3 protein-coding genes are annotated in these 5,311 nt (G+C 45.3%); all 3 read right to left on the reverse strand.

Annotation, left to right across the window (positions count from 1 at the left end):
- Positions 1-1,003 (reverse strand): glycosyltransferase family 2 protein (locus AB7E53_RS13875; protein WP_446776337.1); only part of this gene is annotated, 1,003 nt, incomplete at its 3' end.
- A gap of 47 nt (positions 1,004-1,050) precedes the next feature.
- The gene (locus AB7E53_RS13880; protein ID WP_446776339.1) at positions 1,051-4,071 is read right to left on the reverse strand and encodes a golvesin C-terminal-like domain-containing protein; all 3,021 of its coding nucleotides are present in this window, start codon (positions 4,069-4,071) and stop codon (positions 1,051-1,053) included.
- The coding region (locus AB7E53_RS13885; protein WP_446776341.1) for a sodium:solute symporter at positions 4,068-5,311 on the reverse strand (1,244 nt) is incomplete at its 5' end. The genes AB7E53_RS13885 and AB7E53_RS13880, both read right to left, overlap by 4 nt.

Raw genomic sequence — 5,311 nt, forward strand, 5'->3', positions numbered from 1 at the left:
CGCTGTCCAGCTGCACAGCAAATTTACCGCACATGGGATGATGTACCCCGGCATTCCAGCAACCTCCGATACCCAGATCTTTCCGTTCCGGAATCAGATGGATCAAACGGGAGTCTGAAGCAAATTCTTCAATCGCTTCGGAAGTTCCGTCGGTGGAATAATTATCAATCACAATGAGGTTGAATTTGAAGGTAGTCTTCTGATTCAGTACCGATCGTATGGCATCTTTAATGGTACGGATACGGTTTCTGACCGGGATGATTACGGACGCCTCAAACTCAAAGTCGCCTGCATTGAATTCAATTTGTCTGAATTCCGGAGCCAGGTATCCGCCGATCGCCTTAAGGTGTTGCGTACAGGCCTCTTCCATCTCGATCTGAACGGCACGATTTTTAGGATCCACATAGTCGAAGATCTTTTCGCCGCTTTTACGTGTATCCTGCTCTACTTCCGAATAAAGATATTCGTTGATGTGAACCAGCGATGCTTTCTGAGAGGCTTTGAGTCGCAAGTCGTAAAGTCCGGCAAATTTGTAATCGGCAGTCATCTGCGCCACTGCCTCTTTCAATATACTTGTATTATAGATGAGGACAGACCCGAAATTAAAGTCGTCGCGCAGACTTCCCTGCTGGTAAGAAATAACGGGATTATTTTTGGCAGTTCCGTTGGTTACGATATAATGGTCGGCATACACCATTCCGGCAGCCGAATCATCGGCGATATGCAACATACGCTCCAGTGCGAACATACCTAACTCCAGCGAAGTATACTTTGTATACAGCATGGTATAGTCGGCATCCGCAAGCGCAGCTATTTTACGAACAGCATCGGTGGAATTCAGCGATTGTACAGGAACAACCGTACAACCTTCCGGAGCATCCGATACTGTTTCGGTTGCTAATAAATATATTTTGGATACCAAATCCGATTCTTTCAGTCCTTTAACCGTGTGTGCAACCTGTGCAGCATCCTGGAACGGTATAAAGCAGTTAATTCTTTTCATTTCAATTCAGTTTTATAATCTATACTACTATTTTCTATTTCAATATGTTATTTGGACGACATAAAAAGTAAAATGTCTGCCATCAGTTTATCACGTTGGTCGTCCGACTTAAGGGTCTCGATAGGGAAACCCAATACGCAGGTTTTATATTTTCCTTTATAGGCAACACCTGCACTCAGATTGTTTTCGCTGTATCGGTAGATAGTAAAGCAGGCCGGATCGGCAGGTTCGATTGCGTCGGGCGACTCCACCACATACGAATGCTCGTTCAGCTCGTTGTAAAACTCATAGTGGCCTGAAATCATCCGGAAAGGAGACTGGACACTTTTAACTTCGCCGGTTACAGAAGCCTGTCCGGTACGCCAGTTATATTTAAGTACTTTCTTTGCGAAATCCAGATCCTGTACGTTCACCTCACCGTTGTCCCATAGATCGGTTCCCACGTAGGCTCCGCTGACAAGCACATTACCTCCCTGATTGCAATAGGCGGTGATGGTTTGTTGCAGTTCGGCCGGGAAGGTCTTAAACTGAGAATCAAATACGCCACGGCCTATCTGGGTCTGACGTTCTTTGCCCAGAATCAGGTCTACAACAGGGTATTCCATTAGATTAACCTTGCCGGATCCTACAGATTCATCACTGGAGGATACGAATGAATACCCAGCCTTTACGATGGACTGTCCGTGCATAGCAGGATAATCGAAGCTGTTTCCGGCAATCACCTTGGTTTCGTAGTTCGCACGGCTGGCTCCAAAGCCAGGAGCATCATCGTCGGTCCACGGTTTGGAACGACGGAATTCATACTGACTTCCAATAAAACTGATATCGTTCAAGTAGGGGACGCCATGATCTTTGGGATCGTAGAACCCTGCGATACTATCCGCGACAAAGTCGGCCGGTCCGCTTACCCGGTCGAATCCATTAACGACCAGCACCACCCCTTTCTCATCTTTTACACGGCACGTCGAAAGAATTTCGGATGGGAAACTCTCCCCTCCCTCATTCAGGGCAGTCACTTTATAGCTATAGATAATACCGGGCTCCTGGTGCAGCCTGATCTTATTGGATGTAACCACCACTCCGTTATCGAAATCGGCATCACCCTTACGCGTATATAGTATATATTTGTTGGCCACAGCGGTAGGCTCCAGCGAATCGCGGACGGCCTGCCAGCCAAGCTCCACCTCTTCAGCACCTGTAAAACGGACGCTGAAATGGTCGACAGGCAAGGGTTGAACCACAAAGGGTTGGTTGTACTGCAAGGCGATAAATTTAAGCATCCCTTTATAGATAGCCCGACTTACCGTAAAGCGGAAACGAGGATCGAGACCGTATCGCATATCCGCAAAATTCTGATGCGAGAGCAGCTCCAGCAGCATGGTGGGTACTCTGGGGGTACGTGCCTCAAAATAGGACTGGTTCCACATACCTCTTCTCGACCAGGCAGGTTCGTACAGGCTGCGGATATCCTTCACAATTTCTGTCTGGATCAAATCCGTCAGATCTCTTGAAACATAACGCGAAGCCTTATTCCCGAAGGTCTCGTCTCCCTCCTTGGTAAAGAAGATACCCAACGTTCCGATAATAGAATCATTCAGGGTAGTACCGGCATCTGTATGGAACGCAAAAGCCAGATCAACCGGAATATTTAATCCTTTTTCTTTCGGAGCAACGCTTGAACCTCCCGAAAGATAATTCACCCAGACGCCTCTGCTCTTATAATCATCCGTATAGTCGTTTACCCCTTTGCTTTGTGTATATACCGTATCCGGAAAGCCTGCATACTGCAACCAATACCGGGCGCCTTCGGTAAAGCGGGGATAGCCGCTCACTTCGTATTGATAAGGGATGGAAAGCTGACTCTGAAGCACTTTCGGTCCGGAGTTGTCGGAGCTTTTTGTATTCTCCGATACGATGCCCGAATTGTTCACTTTACGTGCAATGGTACCATATCCGCCCCCTATTTTCACACCGTCTGCCGTAATAATCCGGTTGTTTTTAGACGAAAGATTGGAGAGTTGAACCTTACAAGACTCATTCATTCCTTGGTCGAACATGAAATGTCCCAGGTATATCCAGGTGCCGCCGCCCATTTGCTGGTTCACACGAAACTGGCTCTTTCCGCCCTTATGGTAGACGGTATATAAGGCGTCTTCGGTGCTTTCCGGTAAAGTCTTGTAAGATACATATACAGCATACTTACCTGCTTTTGATAGGGAAGGAATCCATTCGGCCAGGCTCTCTTTTCCTTTCTTACGGGTAACCGTTTGCCGGAATGTACCGTCCTGAAACGGATTATCAGTCTCAATGTACTGATCCTTCAGCATCGCGAATCCCTTACCAAATCCGACCGACCAGGGCTTGTCTCCCTGAATCTCTTTGTAAACGGATGGATGGGTCGCTTTGTCATTATCTACAATCACTTCAAGTGTCTGTGTATCTCTTTCTCTGGGCAACAAGACATTGGCTCCTGCATTTTCGAGCATGGGCACCAGGAATGGAAGTACATAGCTTTGTGTATATAAATCTTCTACCGTTTGAAAAATACGGGCCCGTTGCCACTCCCAACGGTTTAATTTCTGTTCAAAATAAAAACCGTGACTTTGCCAAAGGGCTATATGTTTGTTACGTAATCCTTTTTCTGCTTTAAATGGTTTAGACAACGCAGTAACTAAAGGTTTGTCCACTTTATTGCGGAAAGTATATTTTCTGGATTGACCGGTAACCAGATTTTCGATGGGTTGATTATCGGTCACCAATTCCACTTTATAACTAGCATAAGACGAAGGAAGAATATTCCGGATCGAATCGTAGACAACCAGAACACGTTGCTGTGTAAAGGGAATATACGAACAGTTTACAGAGGCAACCACCCGGACCTTTTTTGCTTTATCGAGGATGGTAAGCGAATCTACCGTAATCTTTCCTATAGCCAGCTCACCCGACACATGCGAATTAAGAAAACGGGCGATGGACTGCCGGGTTGCCAAAGATCCATTCTGCGCAGTTAAAGATCCGATGCTAACCAGCAGTAACAGGATCAAGCTATGACAAATATTCTTTTTCATGGTTGTACTTTTCCTTTTTTAATAAATAAACAAAGTCCGACAAACGTGAACAGGGCATTGATGATAAGCAGTTCATAACTGAATGAATACCCGTTAAACCATCGTTCTGAATTCAAATCCACCATCAGACAAAACAGGGGGGAAAGAATAGCGACCAGTGGGATATACTTGTCCTTCACAGCCTTTTTTGTAAAGATACCGAACGCGAACAATCCGAGAATGGGTCCGTATGTATAACTGGCCAGAATGTAGACGGCATCGATAACACTGGTATTGTTGAGTGCGTTTACAACGACGATAACCAGCCCCATGACAAACGCCATCCCGATATGGACTTTTTTTCTTGATCTGGCTGCCTCTTCGTCGGTATGTTTCTTTAGAGTGCCTAATATGTCGACCGTAAAAGAGGTGGTCAGCGCCGTTAAAGCTGAACCGGCAGCCGAATAGGCTGAAGAGATCAACCCTACGATAAATAAGATCCCCACAATTGTTGGGAAATATCCCTGCGTGGCGATCATCGGAAATAATTCGTCTGATTTTGCAGGGAGTGCAATATTTTTAGCCTGAACATAGATGTAGAGAAGGACTCCCAACATGAGAAACATGGCAATCACTATAAATTGAAAGATAACGCTGGTAACCATATTCTTTTGAGAATCGGCCGGATTCTTACAGCTTAGATTCCGTTGCATCATATCCTGATCCAATCCGGTCATGGCTATAACAGTGAAAACACCGGCCAAAAATTGTTTCCAGAAGAATCGTTTGTCATTCACATCGTCGAAGAAAAACACCTTGGAATAATCATTATCGGTAACGGCTCTAACCATTCCCATGAAATCCATCTGCAGATCGGATGCGATGAAAGTTATACAAAGAACAACAGAGACAATAAGGCAGCAGGTTTTTAATGTGTCTGTCCAGATCAATACTTTTACTCCACCGTTGAATGTGTAAAGCCAAACCAACGCAACCGTAAAAAATACGTTCAGTATAAATGGAAGATGTATGGGGTCGAATACCAGCAACTGTAACACTACACAAACCAGGAACAACCGGATGGAGGCTCCTAACATTTTGGAAATGAAAAAGAACCAGGCTCCTGTTTTATAGGTGGAGATGCCAAAGCGGTTTTCAAGGTATTCATAGATAGAAACCACCTTGAGTTTATAAAACAAAGGAATTAAAGCATAAGCAATCAACAAGGTTCCGGCAATAAAGCCGAGCACCATTTGTAAGT

The sequence above is a fragment of the Macellibacteroides sp. genome, from assembly GCF_050251695.1.
Classification (GTDB): Bacteria; Bacteroidota; Bacteroidia; order Bacteroidales; family Tannerellaceae; genus Macellibacteroides; species Macellibacteroides fermentans.